This is a genomic window from Nisaea nitritireducens, assembly GCF_014904795.1.
GTDB classification, from domain to species: Bacteria; Pseudomonadota; Alphaproteobacteria; order Thalassobaculales; family Thalassobaculaceae; genus Nisaea; species Nisaea nitritireducens.
This window is the reverse complement of record NZ_JACZFS010000047.1, coordinates 131,462-148,633: the sequence shown is the minus strand read 5'-3', so window position 1 is coordinate 148,633 and position 17,172 is coordinate 131,462. Positions and strand designations below refer to the sequence as shown.

Annotated in this window: 14 protein-coding genes; 10 read left to right on the top strand and 4 right to left on the bottom strand. The window is 60.3% G+C overall.

What is annotated here, in order from left to right:
- The first annotated feature begins 5 nt into the window (after positions 1-5).
- From dprA to rpmG, 5 genes are all read left to right on the top strand, one after another.
- Positions 6-1,148 carry a DNA-processing protein DprA gene (gene dprA / locus IG629_RS16530; protein ID WP_193173034.1) on the top strand — a complete coding sequence of 381 codons (1,143 nt, stop codon included), beginning with the start codon at positions 6-8 and terminating at the stop codon, positions 1,146-1,148.
- Positions 1,149-1,211: 63 nt separating this feature from the next.
- Positions 1,212-3,887, top strand: a complete 2,676-nt coding sequence (gene topA, locus IG629_RS16525) for a type I DNA topoisomerase (RefSeq protein WP_193173033.1) — start codon at positions 1,212-1,214, stop codon at positions 3,885-3,887.
- 13 nt (positions 3,888-3,900) lie between these two features.
- Positions 3,901-6,162, top strand: a complete 2,262-nt coding sequence (gene rnr / locus IG629_RS16520) for a ribonuclease R (protein ID WP_319025110.1) — start codon at positions 3,901-3,903, stop codon at positions 6,160-6,162.
- A gap of 58 nt (positions 6,163-6,220) precedes the next feature.
- Positions 6,221-7,822 (top strand): S41 family peptidase, encoded by a 1,602-nt coding sequence (locus IG629_RS16515; protein WP_193173032.1) that lies wholly within the window; start codon positions 6,221-6,223, stop codon positions 7,820-7,822.
- A 98-nt stretch (positions 7,823-7,920) separates the two neighbouring features.
- Positions 7,921-8,088, top strand: coding sequence for a 50S ribosomal protein L33 (rpmG, locus tag IG629_RS16510; RefSeq protein WP_028467442.1), 168 nt, complete (start codon positions 7,921-7,923; stop codon positions 8,086-8,088).
- An 81-nt stretch (positions 8,089-8,169) separates the two neighbouring features.
- Here rpmG and IG629_RS16505 read toward each other — a convergent pair whose 3' ends face one another.
- Positions 8,170-9,555 (bottom strand): PleD family two-component system response regulator, encoded by a 1,386-nt coding sequence (locus IG629_RS16505; protein WP_193173031.1) that lies wholly within the window; start codon positions 9,553-9,555, stop codon positions 8,170-8,172.
- Between the two features lie 6 nt (positions 9,556-9,561).
- Positions 9,562-9,945, bottom strand: a complete 384-nt coding sequence (locus IG629_RS16500; protein WP_319025108.1) for a response regulator — start codon at positions 9,943-9,945, stop codon at positions 9,562-9,564.
- A gap of 148 nt (positions 9,946-10,093) precedes the next feature.
- Here IG629_RS16500 and IG629_RS16495 point away from each other — a divergent pair, with 148 nt between their 5' ends.
- The gene (locus IG629_RS16495; RefSeq protein WP_193173029.1) at positions 10,094-11,020 is read left to right on the top strand and encodes an ROK family protein; all 927 of its coding nucleotides are present in this window, start codon (positions 10,094-10,096) and stop codon (positions 11,018-11,020) included.
- A 39-nt stretch (positions 11,021-11,059) separates the two neighbouring features.
- Complete coding sequence (locus tag IG629_RS16490; protein ID WP_193173028.1) at positions 11,060-12,427, top strand: DNA polymerase IV; 1,368 nt, start codon at positions 11,060-11,062, stop codon at positions 12,425-12,427.
- Between the two features lie 20 nt (positions 12,428-12,447).
- Here IG629_RS16490 and IG629_RS16485 read toward each other — a convergent pair whose 3' ends face one another.
- Positions 12,448-13,257: an EipB family protein gene (locus IG629_RS16485; protein WP_193173027.1), complete on the bottom strand. Its 810-nt coding sequence runs from the start codon at positions 13,255-13,257 to the stop codon at positions 12,448-12,450.
- A gap of 240 nt (positions 13,258-13,497) precedes the next feature.
- On the opposite strand from IG629_RS16485, the gene IG629_RS16480 reads away from it, so the two are divergent.
- The gene (locus IG629_RS16480) at positions 13,498-14,229 is read left to right on the top strand and encodes a GGDEF domain-containing protein (RefSeq protein WP_193173026.1); all 732 of its coding nucleotides are present in this window, start codon (positions 13,498-13,500) and stop codon (positions 14,227-14,229) included.
- 228 nt (positions 14,230-14,457) lie between these two features.
- Entirely contained in the window at positions 14,458-14,787 is a 330-nt protein-coding gene (locus IG629_RS16475) for a DMT family transporter (protein ID WP_193173025.1), read from the top strand.
- A gap of 69 nt (positions 14,788-14,856) precedes the next feature.
- Here IG629_RS16475 and IG629_RS16470 read toward each other — a convergent pair whose 3' ends face one another.
- A complete protein-coding gene (locus tag IG629_RS16470; RefSeq protein WP_193173024.1) occupies positions 14,857-15,822 on the bottom strand; it encodes an SPOR domain-containing protein in 966 nt (321 codons plus the stop codon).
- Positions 15,823-16,011: 189 nt separating this feature from the next.
- Here IG629_RS16470 and rnd point away from each other — a divergent pair, with 189 nt between their 5' ends.
- Positions 16,012-17,160 carry a ribonuclease D gene (gene rnd, locus IG629_RS16465; protein ID WP_193173023.1) on the top strand — a complete coding sequence of 383 codons (1,149 nt, stop codon included), beginning with the start codon at positions 16,012-16,014 and terminating at the stop codon, positions 17,158-17,160.
- The last annotated feature ends 12 nt before the right edge of the window (positions 17,161-17,172 follow it).

Here is a 17,172-nt window from a genome sequence, read left to right as displayed (position 1 = left end):
TCACGATGGCCAGAGGACACCAGACATCAGCAGCGCCGGATGCGACCGAACGGCTCGCCCGGCTTCGCCTGATCCGCACGGAAAATGTCGGACCGGTAACGTTCCAGCACCTGCTGAGCCGCTTTGGCTCAGCTCAGGCGGCACTCGAACAATTGCCTGACCTTGCCCGTCGAGGCGGCCGGCGCGCGAAACTGAAAATTCCGGCGTCAGCCGATATCGAAAAAGAAATTGCGGCCAACGAGCAGGCAGGCGCCCGCTTGCTGGTGATCGGAGAGCCGGACTATCCGGCCATGCTCGCCGAGATAGAAGGCGCCCCGGCAGCAGTTTCCATTCTTGGACATGCTCACCTCTTTCTGGAGCCGTCTGTTTCCATCGTCGGCGCCCGCAATGCCTCCGGCAATGCCGTGCGATTCACCGAGAGGCTGGCGCGCGATCTCGGCGCGCGGGGCGTGGTCGTGGTTTCCGGTCTTGCCCGCGGTATCGACACTGCCGCGCATACGGGCTCCCTTGAGACCGGCACGGTCGCCGTGGTCGCTGGCGGTGCCGATGTCATCTACCCGCCCGAGAATGCGGCGCTGCACGCTCGCATTGCAGCCGAAGGCGCCCTGATCGCCGAAGCCCCGATCGGCACCCGGCCGCTTGCCCGCCATTTCCCCGCCCGAAACCGGATCATTGCCGGTATGACCCGCGCCACACTGGTGGTGGAAGCGGCGAAACGCTCAGGCTCCCTGATCACCGCCCGTTTCGCCGCCGATCAGGGCCGGGAGGTTTGTGCGGTGCCCGGATCGCCGATGGACCCGCGCTGTGCCGGGAGCAACGGACTTCTCCGCGATGGCGCTCATCTGATCGAACGCGCCGATGACATATTGAGCATGTTGCTGCGCGGCGGAGTCCGTGAGGAGCCACCGTTCTCCGACCTCTTCGGCATCTCCGGTTTCTCCCCTCAACCCGTCGAGGAGATCGACGAGAAAGCGCGAACCCAGGTGCTTTCCATTTTGGATGCAACGCCTCTAGCAGTTGACGAAATCATCCGCCAATGCCAATTGTCACCGCCGGTGGTCCTAACCATCCTCTTGGAAGCAGAGTTGGCTGGTGAAGCCGAGCGGCATCCGGGGAACAGAGTGGCGCGACGCTACAGCCCTCCATAATCTGAGGGGTTTTCGACGCCAGGACCGGAGCCACCGCCACAAGGAAAGGACTTCCGGTAGCCCATGAAAGTCGTCGTTGTCGAGTCGCCGGCCAAAGCCAAAACGATCAATAAGTACCTTGGTAGTGATTACAAGGTGTTGGCCAGCTATGGGCATATCCGCGATCTGCCCTCGAAGGACGGATCGGTCGATCCGGATGCCGATTTCGCCATGATCTGGGAAGCCCAGCCCCGGGCGGAAAAGCAGATCAAGGAAATCGCCAGTGCCGTCAAAGGCGCCGAAAGTCTGTTTCTCGCAACTGACCCGGATCGCGAAGGTGAAGCGATTTCTTGGCATGTGCAGAATGTGCTTTCCGACCGTAAGGCCCTGAAGGGCGTCGACGTGAAGCGCGTGGTCTTTCACGAGATCACCAAGCGCGCCGTGCTGGACGCCATCGATAACCCGCGCGAACTCGACCAGGATCTGGTCGACGCCTATCTGGCGCGCCGCGCCCTCGATTATCTGGTTGGCTTTACGCTGTCGCCAGTGCTGTGGCGCAAGCTGCCCGGCTCCCGGTCCGCCGGCCGGGTGCAGTCCGTTGCCCTGCGTCTGATCTGCGAGCGGGAAGCCGAGATCGAGGCCTTCCGGTCAGAAGAATACTGGACCATCGACGCGGCGTTCCGGACCAAGGAGCGCAAGAATTTCACAGCTCGCCTGACCCATCTCGACGGCGAGAAGCTGCAGAAGTTCTCTATCAACACCGAAGCGGCAGCCAAAGCCGCTGTGGAGCGCATCCAGGGCGGGGCCTATTCGGTCCGCTCTCTGGAAAAGAAGCAGACCAAGCGCAATCCCTATCCGCCGTTCACCACCTCGACGTTGCAGCAGGAAGCATCGCGCAAGCTCGGCTTCGGCGCGTCGCGCACCATGCAGCTCGCACAGAAACTCTATGAGGGTATCGATCTCGGCGGCGAGACCGTCGGCCTGATCACCTATATGCGTACCGACGGTGTGCAGCTCAGCCAGGATGCCGTCTTCGCCATCCGCGACGATATCGGCAAGAATTTCGGCGACCGGTATCTGCCGAACAGCCCGCGGATGTACAAGAACAAGTCGAAGAATGCACAGGAGGCCCACGAGGCGATCCGGCCGACCGATGTGCGCCGCCACCCCCGCGAAATGGCGGCGAGGCTCGACAAGGACATGGCCCGGCTCTACGAGCTGATCTGGAAGCGCACCGTCGCCTGCCAGATGGCCAGCGCCGAGCTGGACCAGACCACGGTGACCATCCAGGCCGCCGACAGTCGGGCGGAATTCCGCGCCACAGGTTCCATCATCACCTTCGACGGTTTCCTGAAGCTTTATCAGGAAACCAAGGACGAACCTGCGCAGAGCAGTGAGCAAGATGAGGACGGGCGTCTGCTGCCTTCCATGACGGAAGGTGAAGCGCTGGCCCATGACGAGCCCAAGCCGGAACAGCATTTCACACAGCCGCCGCCGCGCTACAGCGAAGCGAGCCTGGTGAAAGGGCTTGAGGAACTCGGCATCGGCCGCCCCTCGACCTATGCCAGCATCCTGCAGGTGCTGCAGGACCGGAACTATGTCGTTCTCGACAAACGCCGTTTCATTCCGGAAGACCGGGGACGTCTGGTCACCACGTTCCTGTCAAACTTCTTTACCCGCTACGTGCAGTACAATTTCACGGCCGAGCTAGAAGACGCCCTCGACAATATCGCCGAAGGGACTATCGCCTGGAAGAAGGTCCTGACCGACTTCTGGAAGGCCTTCCACGAAGCGGTTGACAAGACCAAGGACCTGAAAATCTCCGACGTGCTGACCGCCCTCGATGAGGAACTCGGCCCGCACTTCTTCCCGGTCGACGAAAACGGCGAGACCGTCCGGGCCTGCCCGACCTGCAGCGATGGCCGTCTCGGCCTCAAGCTCGGCAAGTTCGGCGCTTTCATCGGCTGCTCCAACTATCCGGAATGCAAGTTCACCCGGCAGATGACGCAAGCCGGCGACGGGAGTGAGGACGGCACCGCCGATCTCGCGAACGGCCCGAAAATTCTCGGCAAGGACCCGGCAACCGGTCTCGATGTCTCGATCCGCAAGGGCCCGTACGGCACCTATGTGCAGCTCGGCGAGAAGACGGACGAAGTGCCGAAGCCGAAACGGGCATCGCTGACCAAAGGCATGAATCCCGGAGACGTCACGCTTGAGACCGCTCTGGGGTTGCTGGCTCTGCCGCGCGAGGTAGGCCCGGATCCGGAAAGCGGTGAGATCATCCTCGCCGGGATCGGTCGCTACGGCCCCTATTTGAAGATTGGCAGCACCTATGTGTCGATCCCCGCAGGGGACGATGTGCTGACCATCGGCATCAACCGCGCCGTTGACCTGATCGCGAATAATCCGAAGAAAAAGAGCCCGGGCCGCGAGCTTGGCGAATACGAAGGCAAGCAGATCACCGTCGGCGCCGGCCGCTTCGGCCCCTATGTAAAACACCTGAAAACCTACGCGACGATTCCGAAATCGATCACGCCGGAAGAGGTGACGCTGGAACAGGCTATCGATCTGATCAAGGCCAAGGTGGAGAAGTCCGGCGGCGCCAAGAAAGCACCGGCGAAAAAGGCTCCGGCGAAGAAAGCCGCGGCAGCGAAGAAGCCGGCTGCGAAGAAGGCAACGGCCAAGAAAGCTCCGGCAAAAAAGGCGGCCGCCAAGAAACCTGCAGCAAAGAAGCCGGCCGCGGCGGCCGGCAACGACTAGGACGGCGGCGCGCGTGGCCCCACGCAAGATGCCGCCCGGCCTGCCCAGTCGCGAAGCGGTACTCGAATTCATTCGTGACAGCCCGACCCCGGTCGGACGCCGTGAAATCGCACGCGCCTTCAACATAAAAGGCGCCGACCGCATTCCCCTTAAAGCCATGCTTAAAGAGCTGGCCGTGGAAGGCATGATCGATCTCGGCCGCCATAGACGCGTGGCAGCGCCCGGCACTTTGCCGGAGGTGACCGTGGTTGCCATCACTGCCATCGACGATGATGGTAATGCGTCCGCACGCCCCCTGACATGGCGGGAAGAGAACGCCCCGCCGGCTATCACCATCCCACTCTCCTCCCGTACACCGTCTGTCGGGGTCGGGGATCGGGCGCTGGTGAAACTGGAGCGCACAGACCAGGATCGCTATCGCGGCCGTATCATGCGCCGCCTCGAAAGCTCCGGCGAACGTGTCGTTGGACAGCTGAAGCGGGAAGGCCGAGGCTACCGGATCGTCTCATCCGACCGGAGAGCACGTAGCGACTATGTGGTGGAACCGGGCGACCTCTCGGAGGCAAAACCCGGCGAGCTGGTCGTGGCCGAAATCCTGCCACGCGGGCGGATGGGCCTTCAGCATGTCCGGATCACGGAAGTGCTGGGCGACGCGAATGCGCCGCGCGCTGTCAGCCTGATCGCCATCGCCGAAAACGAGATACCGGCTGTTTTTCCCGATGCCTGCACGGTCCAGGCGGAAACGTCCAAGCCTGTCACCCTGGGCAAGCGGACAGACCTCCGGAATGTCCCGCTCGTCACCATCGACGGCAGCGATGCCCGCGATTTCGACGATGCGGTCTATGCCGAAGCCGATACCGATCCGAAAAACAAAGGCGGTTATCGCATCATCGTCGCCATCGCCGATGTCGCACACTATGTCCGGCCCGGCGACGCACTGGATAACGAAGCACGCAAACGCGGCAATTCTGTCTACTTCCCGGACCGGGTCGTGCCGATGCTGCCGGAAGCCCTTTCGAACGGGCTCTGCTCGCTCCGCCCGAATGAGGATCGCGCTTGTCTCGCGGTCGAGATGGTGATCGACGCCCGTGGTCATAAAACCGGCCATAAATTCATGCGCGGACTGATGCGCTCCACAGCGCGCCTGACCTACGAAGAGGTGCAGGCAGCGGCTGATGGCGGGGATGTCGAGGTTGTACCGGACGGTATCATCGAGCCCCTTTACGGCGCGTTCCGACTTTTGCTCGACGCCCGCAAGAAGCGCGGAGCACTCGATCTCAATCTCCCGGAACGCAAGGTGGTGCTGGGGGACGATGGTAAAATTGCATCAATCGAACTCAGGAAGCTCCTGGACAGCCACCAGTTGATCGAAGAATTCATGGTGCTGGCGAACGTGGCGGCCGCCGAAACTCTGGAAGCGAAAAAGCGGCCTTGCATGTACCGGATACATGAAACACCGGACCCGGAGAAGATCGCCGCGCTGACAGAGTTCCTCAAGGGGCTCGAAATTCCGTTCGGCACATCCGGCGTGATCCGGCCGCAGACCTTCAATGAGCTGCTCGCAAAAGTGCGTGGCGAAGTGCACGAAACCGCCGTCAATGAGCTGGTGCTGCGGAGCCAGAGCCAGGCTGTCTACAGCCCGGATAATCTCGGCCATTTCGGTCTCGGCCTCAGACGTTACGCTCATTTCACGTCGCCGATCCGACGATATTCGGATTTGCTCGTACACCGCGCCTTGATCGATGCTCACGGGTTCGGGAAAGACGGTCTGGGCGATTTAGAGACCGAAGCTTTCTACGAGACGGCAGCCCATATATCGATGACCGAACGGCGCGCCGCAGCCGCTGAACGCATGGCGATTGCCCGCTATGTTGCTGCCTTCCTGAGTGAGCAGATCGGCAACAAGTTCGAGGCGCGTGTGTCCGGCATTGCTTCCGCCGGGATGTTCATGGCGCTTGCCGGTGTTGGTGCCGACGGGCTGCTCCCCATGAAGCGCCTGCCCAACGACTTCTACGATATCGACGAGCACCGCCACTCTCTCGCCGGTCGCGCGACCGGACTGACCTTCAAGATCGGCGACACGGTGGTAGTCAAACTTGTCGATGCCGATCCGCTGACAGGCGGCGTTCTGCTGGACTATGTCTCGGGCGGTACTCCGGGAACACCGGGCGAACGCCGGGGAATGGGTCGGCAGGGCTCGAAGCGGAAGAACCGGTCCGGACCGGCAAAACGCAATGGCGGAAACTCAAAAGGGCGCGCCAAGAAGCCCCGCTGACGTGTGCGGTTTTTACGCCTATAGTGGCAAAATGAACGATAAGTCATTGAGCCAAAAGATGCAGCGGAGCCCAAGTGCTCCAAAACGGCGGGCACAACCCCGGATCGTTGTGGTCTTTTGTGGTCTGCTCCTGGCTCTGCTCACGGCCTGCGCCGCGCCCTATTCTCCATCAGACCCCAAGGCGTTCAACCGCGACGATGCGGCTGCGGTCTTTTCCGCCGGCTTCGAAGGCATCACCAGCTTCTATATCGAAGAGACGGATCTGCCGTCACTCGCCGTCGCCGGTCTCACCGGGCTGAAAACCCTGGACGACGGCATCAGCGTCATGGACCGCGAGGATCTGATCGTCGTCGCCCACAACGGGCATGAAGTCGCCGCCCTCACCGTCCCCGATGCCGACGATGTGGCTCGCTGGAGCATGCTTATGGCGGCCGCCGTCGATAGCGGGCGCCGTGTATCCAACACGCTCCGGGAGGCACCGCCCGAGACCCTCTACGACGCGATCTTCAAGGGTGCCCTCAGAGACCTCGACCGCTTCTCGAGATACACGACCGCCGCTGCAGCCAGCCGGAACCGGGCACATCGCCGCGGATATTCAGGCATCGGCATCCTGCTGTTCGAAAATCGCGGCACGATCTACATCGAAGAAGTCTACGAGGATGGCCCCGCAGCCGATAGCGGCCTTCAGGTCGGAGACAGTATCGTCACGATCGATGGCAAGACCGTCAGCGGACTTGACGCCGTTGCCGTGTCGGATTTGCTGCGCGGTCCCAGCGGCAGCGACGTCCGGGTGACGACAACAAGCGACGAAATCCACAGAACCGCGATTGTCACGCGCGCCCCGGTGATCGAACAGACCGTGTATGCGACCAGCAAGGGCGATACCGCCTATTTCGAGATCCGCAGTTTCAATGAAGACACTGCAGCCAGCCTTTCCCGCAAGTTGGGTCAAGTGGCAGCGAAGGTCGGGCCGTCCATGAACGGCATCGTCCTCGATTTCAGGAACAACCGGGGCGGCGTCCTGAGAGATGCCATCTCTATCGCCGATCTCTTCATCCGGGACGGGCGTATCCTCCTGACCAAGGGCCGGCACCCGCGCTCGATCAAGGAATTCACCGCACACAAACCCGACATAGCGGCCGGCATGCCGCTGATCGTGCTGATCAACCATGACTCGGCGTCGGCGTCGGAAGTTGTCGCCGGTGCGTTGCAGGACAGCGGCCGCGCGGTCCTGATCGGCAGCCGGACTTACGGCAAGGGCACCGTGCAGATGATTGTTCACCTGCCGAACGAGGGCGAGCTGATCATCACCTGGGCCCGTATGTATACGCCGTCGGGCTACCCGATTGGGCCGTTCGGGGTCTATCCGACGATCTGCACGGACGAAATTGAAGACCCGTCGCTACAGCAGGTTGCCGGCACAGCCCGCGTAGCGGCTATACGTGCCCGTGAACTCCTTCGACTGAGGCGGATAGCCCAGGATCTCGATGACAGCATCCAGGAGGCCTTGCTCGGACGCTGCGGCGACCGGAAGCCCGCTACAGACGGGAATGACCTGGATCTCGCGCTCGCTTTGAAATTATTGGGACAGCGCAGTCTTTTCGACCGCGCCTTCGAAGCCTCACTCATCGCATCGCAATGGCCGTCGAACGCCCAATAAAGGGGCTTGAAAAAGGCCGACTGATCTCCGCTTGACAGCGCCTGTTATATGGATATGTTTGCGGCCTTCTAATTCACTTTGACCGATGGGGAACGGCCATGGCCAAGCCCGCGACAGTTCTGATCAAGCTCGTCAGCTCCGCTGACACCGGATACTTCTACGTAACGAAGAAGAATCCGCGTACGCAGACCGAGAAGCTTCAGCTCAAGAAGTATGATCCGGTTGTGCGCAAGCACGTGCTTTTCAAGGAATCCAAGATCAAGTAGGCATCGCCTGCTGACGGTTTCTTGAACGGGTCGCCTTGGCGGCCCGTTTTGCATTTCAGGTATAAAAGGGAGTTTCCGGACTCAGCTGATTTCCGGAATATCGGAGACGACTCGGTTTCGTCCAGCGTTCTTCGCCCCGTAAAGCGCCTTGTCCGCGCGCTTCATCAGGTCCTCAACGGTCTTGTCCTCGCCGGTGCGCATGGTCAGGCCAATGCTGATATTTACCGTGACCGGATCTTCGACCCCTTCACAGGAAACATTGGTTTCGGAGACCCGCCGGCGCAGCCGCTCGGCCACAGCCTCCGCGAACTCTTCCGAGGTATCCGGCATCACCACCACGAATTCCTCACCCCCGATCCGCGCGATCATGTCGACGGATCTAAGGCTGTTGATCAGAGCTTCCGCGACCGCCTTCAGGACCTTGTCGCCAGCGATGTGCCCATGGGTATCGTTGACCGCCTTGAAATGGTCGATATCCAGCATCAGGAGCGCCAGTGGCTTGCGGCGCTCGACCGCGTTGTCCATCAGGCCTTTCAGATAGGTTTCCAGATAGCGCCGGTTATAGAGCCCCGTGAGGCTGTCGATCAGCGCCATGGACAGGGAACGCTCATAACTTTCGCGCAGCCGGTCCTGGAAGCGCCGGCGGCGGATCTGGGTGCGGGAACGCGCGGCGAGCTCGTTCTTGTCCAGCGGCTTCATGATGTAATCGTTCGCACCGAGATCGAGTGCCTTCGCAAGCTTGTCGATCTGGTCTATTTCGCCGGTCATCAAAATCGGGATCTGTCGCGTCCGTTCTGTCGACCGGAATTGGGACACCAGCCGCAGCGCGTCTTCGTCCTCCAGATTGAGACTGCAGACGATGAGTTCGATATCCTCACCCGCAGCGATCTCGCGCGCATGTTCGGCACCCGGGCAGGTGAAGACCATGTTGTCATCCCTGTTCAGGATGTTCTGCGTGTTGGTCGCGTCGATCGGGTTGTCTTCAATCAGAAGAATGCGCCCGGCCCGATAGTCCATGGCCAAGCCATTCACGCCGGTTTCCAGCACCCCGAAATGGGCAGATGTCTGCTCCCTCAGCAGCCACTCATCGACCATGACCTTCAGACGCAGCAAGGACCGGACCCGCGCGAACAGGGCCGTATCGTCGACCGGCTTTGTCAGGAAATCGTCCGCCCCCGCTTCCAGTCCCCGAACCCTGTCGGATGGATCGCTGAGGGCGGTCACCATGACCACCGGAAGATGTGCGGTTGCCGGATTGCTCCGGATTCTCTTGCAGACCTCGAAGCCGTCGATGCCAGGCATCATGACATCGAGCAGCACGATATCAGGCGTATCCGACTGGATGATTTCCAGGGCATCGGGGCCATTTGTAGCCGTTCGAACATCGAAATACTCGCTCATCAGCTTGGCTTCGAGGAGTTTGATATTCGGCAGGACGTCGTCGACGACGAGTACGCGTCCGGGCATCGCGGTCTATCCGAGGAACTTCTGAACGGTCTCCAGGAAATGGCTCACTGAAATCGGCTTGGCAATATAAGCCTCACAGCCGCCTTCCCTGATCTTTTCCTCATCGCCCTTCATGGCAAAAGCCGTGACGGCAATAACGGGAATGGCATTCAGATCGTCGTCTTCCTTGATCCATTTCGTGACTTCCAGCCCTGACACTTCAGGCAACTGGATATCCATGAGAATGAGGTCCGGACGCTTCTCGCGCGCGATCTTCAATGCTTCCATGCCGTCGCGCGTACCGAGGATATTGTATCCGTGCGCCTCCAGCAGATCGTGAAACAGCTTCATGTTGAGCTCGTTATCCTCAACGATGAGCACTGTTTTTTCGACCGACGTTTCTGCCGTCACTACGTCCTCCATCCGACCCGCTGATTCGAGCTTGTCGCCCAGCTACCCTCTATGCCACAGGCGCAGGGTAAAAAAGAATATCTTACAAATGAATAAACAGTCTAAACCCTTCCAGCGCAAGTGACCAATGAACTAAGCGGAGCTGGGCATGAGGCAGTCGGGGCCATCCGGTTTCAGGATCGGGATTGATCTCGGGGGAACGAAAACCGAGGCCGTTGCACTCAGCCCCTCCGGCGACGTTGTCGCGCAGGAAAGAGTGCCGACCATCAAGGGCGACTACGCGGCCACAATCGCGACGATTTCCGGCCTGGTGACCCGTACCGAAAACCAAATCGGGCAGACATGCACGGTCGGAATCGGCATGCCTGGCGCGGCGTCGCGGGAAACCGGGCTGGTGAAGAACGCCAACTCGACCTGGCTGATCGGAAAGCCCCTCCAGAAGGATCTCGAAGAGGCCCTGAAGCGCCCCATCCGACTACAGAACGATGCGAACTGCTTTGCCGTGTCAGAGGCCATCGACGGCGCCGGCAAGGACACCGAGATTGTGTTCGGGGTCATCCTCGGCACCGGCGTCGGAGCCGGGATTGCAATTCGTGGCGAATGCCTCGAAGGCCGCAACGCGATCGCCGGGGAATGGGGGCACAATCCGCTGCCCGCCCCCATGGACGACGAACGCCGGGGGCCGCTCTGCTATTGCGGCCGGCACGGCTGCATCGAGACCTTCCTCTCCGGCCCGGCATTCGAGCGGCAATATGCCGAAGCCTGTGGCACGGAGATTGGCGCCCATGAAATTGAAACGCTGGCAGCCTCCGGGGACTCGCGCGCGGACGCCGTCATGAGACGATATGAGGAGCGGCTCGCAAGGGCCCTCGCCTCTGTCATCAACATCCTGGACCCTGACGTCATTGTACTTGGAGGCGGCCTGTCCAATATCCGCAGGCTCTATGACACTGTCCCGACGCTATGGGAGCCTCACGTGTTTTCGGATAGTGTAAAAACGAGATTGAGCCCTCCCATGCATGGCGACTCAAGCGGTGTCCGGGGAGCTGCGTGGCTTTGGCCGCCCTCGCTTTAGGAAAGGGCCGGCCGCAATGGCTGCGACGGGACAACGAGCATGACCGAGCAGGCGCCCGATAGCCCGGTTTTATGCCGGGATTGTTTTGCGTGGCTGCCAGAAACAGCCAAGCACGGGGATGCACGCTGCCCGAAATGCGGCTCGCCCCGCATGGTCAGCCACCCCGAGCTCCGCGCCCTTGCCATCGCCCATATCGATTGCGACGCGTTTTATGCCACCGTAGAGAAGCGCGATAACCCGGAGCTGCGGAGCAAACCGGTCATCGTCGGCGGCGGGCGCCGAGGCGTGGTCTCTGCCGCCTGCTATGTCGCGCGGACCTACGGCATTCGCTCCGCGATGCCGATGTTCAAGGCTCTCAAGGCTTGTCCCAGCGCCGTCGTCATCAAACCCGACATGCAGAAATACAGTCGTGTCGGCAAACAGATCCGCGAGCTGATGCTGTCCGTCACCCCGATGATCGAACCGATCTCCATCGACGAGGCGTTTTTAGATCTCACCGGCACCGAGAGGTTGCATCATGCCCCGCCCTCGGAAACCCTGTGCCGGCTGGTCGCCCGGATCGAAGCAGAGACAGGGATCACCGCTTCCATCGGGCTCAGCTACAACAAGTTCCTCGCCAAGGTGGCATCCGATCTCGACAAGCCGCGGGGCTTTGCCGCAATCGGCCGCGAAGAGGCAACCGAATTTCTGAAAAACCGCTCCGTGACGACAATCTGGGGCGTGGGAAAATCCCTGCACGAGAAACTGCGGAGCGACGGCATCGAAACGGTCGGCCATCTGCAGGGCATGGAAGAAGCCGCCCTGATCCGCCGCTATGGCGGCATCGGCATGCGTCTGGCCCGTTTCTCCCACGGCCGGGACGACCGCAAGATCGAGCCGCGTTCGCCCGCCAAGAGCGTCTCCTGTGAGACCACATTTGCAGATGACATATCGGAGCTCGGCGAGCTTGACCCCATTCTCTGGCGCCTCTGCGAGGAGCTCTCGACGCGCCTAAAAACCAAAGCCCTCAGTGGCAAAACCATTGTCCTGAAACTGAAGACGTCTGATTTCAAGGGAATCACCCGTCAGGTTCACCACCACGGCTCAACCCAGATGGCGGATACACTCTATCGGGCAGGCAAGCACCTGCTCGAACGCGAAACCGATGGCCGGAAGTTCCGCCTGATGGGCATAGGTGTTTCCGACCTGGCAGATCCTGACGGCGCGGACCTGCCGGATCTCGCGGACCCTGAAATGGAGCATCGGCGGAAAGTGGAACATGCGATGGATGCCGTGCGGGCAAAACTCGGCACCAAGGCGATCGAGAAAGGGCGCGGCTTCAAGAAAGCCGTCGAGAAGCAGGGCATCAGCGCCCGCATGTCCGAAGAAAATGCCCACATGCCTGAAGAGAAAGAAGGTGACAGCTGAACGGCGCGCGCCGCTCCTGCTCAGCAGCCATCCCGAGGAAGGCCTTCAAGGCGCTGCAAGGCGACATCCACCGTGAATTCCTTGAAGTGGATTTCGAGCCGGCGGGCGATACCGTTTTCATGCAGGTCGACGGCCAGTTCGTAGTCCGGTGACTCGGTCTTGTTCTCCGGCCCGTAAAAAGCCAGCCTGACCGGCCAGTACGGCCCAGAGATCAGCGGCTCCTCCTCCCCCTCGGGAACAACCTCCAGTCCGATGGCGGCGGAGACAAACCCCGCCGGCTCAAACTCCGAGCCATCAAACAGCGCCGCCGAAAAGAACTTCTCGCCGGCAGCTATCTTGTCGAGCAAGGCAATCGTGTGCTGGCTCGGAAACATAACGTCGACCGGCAACTCCATCTCGACCTCATCCGGTGCCGTAAAGATCGCCGTTACAGCGCCGGACGGAGTCCGTTGCGCCCGACCTTCCAGGGCTTCGCCGCCACCGGCGCCATAATCCTTGTTCACAATGAACCGAAACGACGAGCCATCCTTGGCTTCCCAGGTCGTCATCGTGGAATCGACACTGCGCGTCAGACCTTCTGCGCTCTCAAGGATCATCAGATTGCGTTGATTGATCGCCCAGCCATCGCAAGCGTCCCGCCACTCGAAAGCCATCTGACCGCCGACAGCCGAAACATCGTTACTCCCCGGCGCCCCTTTCAGGGAAAGGCGGTAAAGCGCCTTGTGCGGGACGATTTGGCTTGCGGTCGCCGCGTCGACTGGAAGCGGGGTAGCCCATTGCACCACAACGGCAGCGAAAACGAATGCGGTCAGTTTCAGAACGGCTTTCAAACAATCCTCCCTCGGCTCTGGCGGAACCAGGTGGTCACTGTCGCGGGGTTTACCCGGCACAGCTTGCCCCATGCCCGGCAATTCCTTCCGCCTGTCCATCAATATGGCGTCGCGCCAGGAAATTGTAACCGGGCTTCGAGAGAAATATTTGATTAATTTCAATCACTTCCAAAATAGCCACTCGATGGCACGCCCCATGCACTCCCTAGGGAGCGAGAAACAACAATTAGGTGGTGTGACATGTCGAACCTCATGCACCCGCAGACACAGGAACTGGAAGACACGAGCTTGACGAGCGCTTTCGCAAATCTTGACGTTGGCAATCTCCTCTCCCGCATGCCGGCAGATATCGCGCATCGTGCCTCTCAGATCGTACGAGATCAGGACCTGAACGATACCGAAATCGCGCTCCGTCTTGCGATGATCGCAATGACCGAGGCGGAGAACCGGATCGCGCGGCAGGAAAAGCGGATCACCTTCCTTGAAGGCCTTTCCGTCACGGACGAGCTGACCGGATTGTTGAACCGGCGCGGTTTCAGCGATCGGCTGCAGAGCGCGCTCGCCGCTGCGAAGCGTCAGGGGCTGACCGGTGCACTGTTGCTGATCGACCTCGACAAGTTCAAAGCCGTCAACGACACCTATGGCCACATGGCCGGTGACGCACTGCTGGTAACAGTCGCAAGAATTCTCCAATCGCGAACCCGCGAGACCGACAGCATCGCCCGCCTTGGCGGCGACGAATTCGCGGTCATCATGCCGGGCGCCAATGACGACGAAGCAGCCGCACGGATTGCGGCGCTCGACGAGGAACTGAATACGCGGACCCTGCAGTGGAACGGGTCCTCCATCCACCTTCATGCGAGTGTCGGTCACGACGCCTACAGTCAGGACGACACCGAAACCGAATTGCTCGACAGGGTCGACCGCGCAATGTACGCGCGGAAGCAGAACAGTCCGTTTTCGGCACTGTAATCGCCCCTGCCTTGCAACCTACTTGTCGATACGGGCATTTGCCTCCTCTGTCGGCAAGCACCCAGAGCAAACCTAAGGGAGCTGAGCAATCAGCTCCCTTTTTTTCTTTCCGCCCCGGCATGCCTCCGGTTGCCCGGACAGATCGGAAAGCCTAGGTTCTGCTCGCCTACAGCACCGGGCGTCCGCTCGGCAAGCCGCTGTTTCAGAGTGTTCATGGGAGCAGGCCCAATGGCTTACCTCTTTCTCGCCCTCGCCATCTTCGCCGAAGTGATCGGCACAATGGCGCTGAAGGCAACCAACGGCTTCACGGTCTTCCTGCCATCGGCCGTCGTGCTGGTCGCCTATGCCGCCGCCTTTGTTCTGCTGAGCTTTTGTCTCCGCGAGATTCCCGTCGGCATCGCTTACGGCATCTGGGCTGGCAGCGGGATTGTGCTGGTAACCGTAGCCGGAGCTTTAATTTACAAGCAGGTCCCGGACCTTCCGGCCATCATTGGCCTGCTGCTCATCGTGGTCGGGGTCACGGTCATTCATCTCTTCTCGAAAAGCACCGGACATTGAAAAACACCCGGCTTGAAAGCCGGGTGCGGTTTTCTTCAATCGGGAACGGCCAGTAAGGCCGCTGCCCGGTTAGTTCGTGATTTTGGCCGCCCAGGGCTTTTTGCCGGAAACCGACCCAAGCGCGGAAGCCATGTGCAGAGCGTCCTTGCCAGTAAAGGGCCCGACGGCAACCCGATGCCACAGGCTCCCCCTGACATGCACCGACATGATGACCGGAACCGAGCCAACTGAGTCCGGCGCCGTTTCTTTCAGATGCTCCGCCCGTCTCTTGTCACGGAAAGAACCAAGCATCACGAAATGGTCCGCAGGCTGCGCAGTACCTGGCCGCATCGCAGCGCGATGGATCGGCCTCTGCAACGGAAGAACCGTCATTTCGGCGGCGCCAGCAGGGCTCATGCTCCGCTTGTGCTCGACGCGATCTACGTCAGGCGTCTCTTTCCAGCTCCCCAGAGAAGAGATCTGCAGGTCAAGTTGTTCGTCTTTCGAGACAATGCCTTTCAGCTCTATCGGCTCCAGAGTGTGACCGGGATCGAACGGCGCAAAACCGGCGATACTCACACCCTTGAGCGGCAACAGACTCGCGCGAATAGAAGACGGAACATCCTCCAGCCGATCCTCGTCAACGGCACTTTCGGCCAGAAGTATTGTAGAAGGCGATGCAGCGGGTCCCTCGACATCGAGATCTCTATCGGCCCGCGCCGTAAGGATCGTCGTGCCCGTAACAGATCCGACCGGGATCGAATTTCGATCCACCCAATCGTCTGAATCGCCTGGATAGTGCGCCACGAGTTCCGTCAGAGGCTTCGTGTTATCGCCATCATAGGCGCGGCACGGCTCGTCACCGAAGACAACGCGCAGCATCGAGCAATCTTCATCGGCTGCAGCGGAAATGACATGGTCGGCCGTAGTTTTACCGGTGGCAAGGAGCGCAAGACCGGACAATCCGGTGGTCGCAAGGCTGATTGCCGGAGGGATCACCGGAAGGCAACCACCCAACAAAATCGGCAACATCGCAGCCAAAAGACCACGTTTCATCTGATTCCCCCGCAAGAATCAATAGCTTATGTAGTTTTATTTTAGCGATATCTCAAAAATAGGCAAGGTTCCGATTTTATCTCTAAATTACCGTGTCTTTACCTGATCGCCTATGACATTGAAATCAGGAGACTGTTTTGCTCCAAAGGCAGCATTCCGCTACAGGTGTTTTCCGTGTATGAGAACCCTATGACCGTTATTACCGATACCGCTGCGCTCTCCGCCGTCTGTGCCGAGTTCGCGACCGAAGACTTCGTGACAATCGACACGGAGTTCATGCGTGAGAAGACCTACTATCCCCAGCTTTGTCTGGTTCAGTTAGGGATCGACGACAAGGCTGTCGCCGTCGATACCCTTGCCGACGGGCTTGACCTTGCGCCCCTCATTGAGCTGCTGAAGAACAAAAATGTTCTGAAGGTCTTCCATGCCGCCCGCCAGGATCTCGAGATATTCTATCATCTCTGCGGAGAGCTGCCGGCGCCGATTTTCGATACCCAGGTTGCCGGCATGGTCTGCGGCTTCGGCGATTCCGTTTCCTACGACAAGCTGGTGCAGAGCCTGACCGGGGTTCAACTCGACAAGAGTTCGCGTTTCGCTGACTGGTCCCATCGCCCCCTCAGTGAGAAGCAGATCGGCTATGCGCTCGCCGACGTCATCCACCTGCGCCCGGTGTATCGAGCATTGATGGACAGCATCGAGAAATCCGGCCGCATGGACTGGATTGCGGACGAAGTGGCTAAAATGGCCGACCCGGCGCTTTACGATCCGGAACCCGAAACCGTCTGGCAGCGCCTTAAAGTCCGCAGTGGGAAGCCTAAATTTCTCGCCGTGCTGCAGCAGATCGCGGCCTTCCGGGAACGCGAGGCACGGCAGCGGGATGTTCCGCGCAACCGGATCCTGCGTGACGACGTACTGATGGATATAGCCGCGCACGCGCCGACAACGCCGGAAGAACTTGCCCGCACCCGAACCTTCAACGCCCAGGTGGCAAACGGTCGGTTGGGTCAGGAAATCATCAAAGTCGTCAACAAAGGCCTCTCGATACCGAAAGATGCCTGCCCCAGACTTCCGACAAAGGACGACAAGCGCGAGGCGCCCGGCCCTATTGTCGAGCTCCTGAAGGTGTTGCTGAAAATCCGCTCGGATGAGGAAAAGGTCGCCGCCCGCCTGATCGCCAATGCGGCCGACATCGAATCCATCGCACTGGATGACGATGCGGACGTCCCGGCCCTGACGGGCTGGCGCCGCGACCTGTTCGGGGCCGATGCCGTCAATCTGAAACACGGCCGCATCGGGCTGACCGCCGAAGCCGGAAAAATCAAACTGATGCGGCTCTGACAGAGCCGCATC